Origin of the sequence: Streptomyces milbemycinicus, from assembly GCF_002154605.1 — a bacterium.
In the GTDB taxonomy this organism is placed as follows: Bacteria; Actinomycetota; Actinomycetes; order Streptomycetales; family Streptomycetaceae; genus Streptomyces; species Streptomyces milbemycinicus.
The window spans coordinates 1-824 of the sequence record NZ_MUNE01001218.1 but is presented as its reverse complement, the minus strand read 5'-3'; the positions used below and the strand labels follow the sequence as shown (position 1 = coordinate 824).

1 protein-coding gene is annotated in these 824 nt (G+C 74.6%); it reads left to right on the top strand.

The window, feature by feature from the left end; all coding sequences use genetic code 11:
- Window positions 1–127: 127 nt before the first annotated feature.
- The coding region (locus CCN51_RS52205; RefSeq protein WP_245881903.1) for a TOMM precursor leader peptide-binding protein at window positions 128–824 on the top strand (697 nt) is incomplete at its 3' end.

The window sequence follows — 824 nt, the reverse complement described above, 5'->3', positions numbered from 1 at the left end:
CGTCCAGGCGCTGCGGGCGGCGGGCATCCGCGCCGTGCAGGGAATCGAGTTCGGGGCGGGCCCCGGGGACGGGCACGGGGCATGTCAAATCGACAAGCGTCAACACGGCGACGGGTATCTCACTCTTGTGGTCTGTGACGACTACCTCGATCCACGCCTCGCGGCGCTCGACGCCGAGCACCGGGCGTCCGGCCGCCGCTGGTTGCCGGTCAAGCCGGTCGGCACGACGGCGTGGATCGGCCCGTTCCTCGGCGCCCAGGACGACCCGTGCTGGACCTGTCTGTCCGACCGGTTATGGCGGCGGCGGCAGGCCGAGGCGCACCTCCAGCACAGACTCGGCCGCCAGGGCCCGGTGCCGCGCCCGCCCGCGTCGCTGACCGCCAGCCGGGCCGCCGCACTGCAACTGGCCGCATTGGAGGCCGCCACCTGGCTGGCCGGGCACCGCCACCCGGGGCAGCGCGCGCTGTGCACCCTGGACACCCTCACCTCCGCCCTGGAGCACCACGCGGTCAGCCGCCGCCCGCAGTGCCCCGCCTGCGGCGACCCGCGGTTGGTCGCGGCACGGATACGGGCGCCCCTGACCCTGGTCACAGCCGACGACGACGCCCCGTGGCAGATCGCCGACAGCCCACCGCGGCGGATCATGGAGACGTACGGGCATCTGATCAGCCCCGTGACCGGGCTGGTGAGCGAGATCCGCCGAGACCCGCGCGGGCCCGCCTTCCTCAACTGCTTCCACGCCACACACCCCGCATACGCCACCGTCGACCTCACCGCCAGACCCGCCGGCCCCACCAGCCCCACCAGCCCCGTCGGCCCCGCGG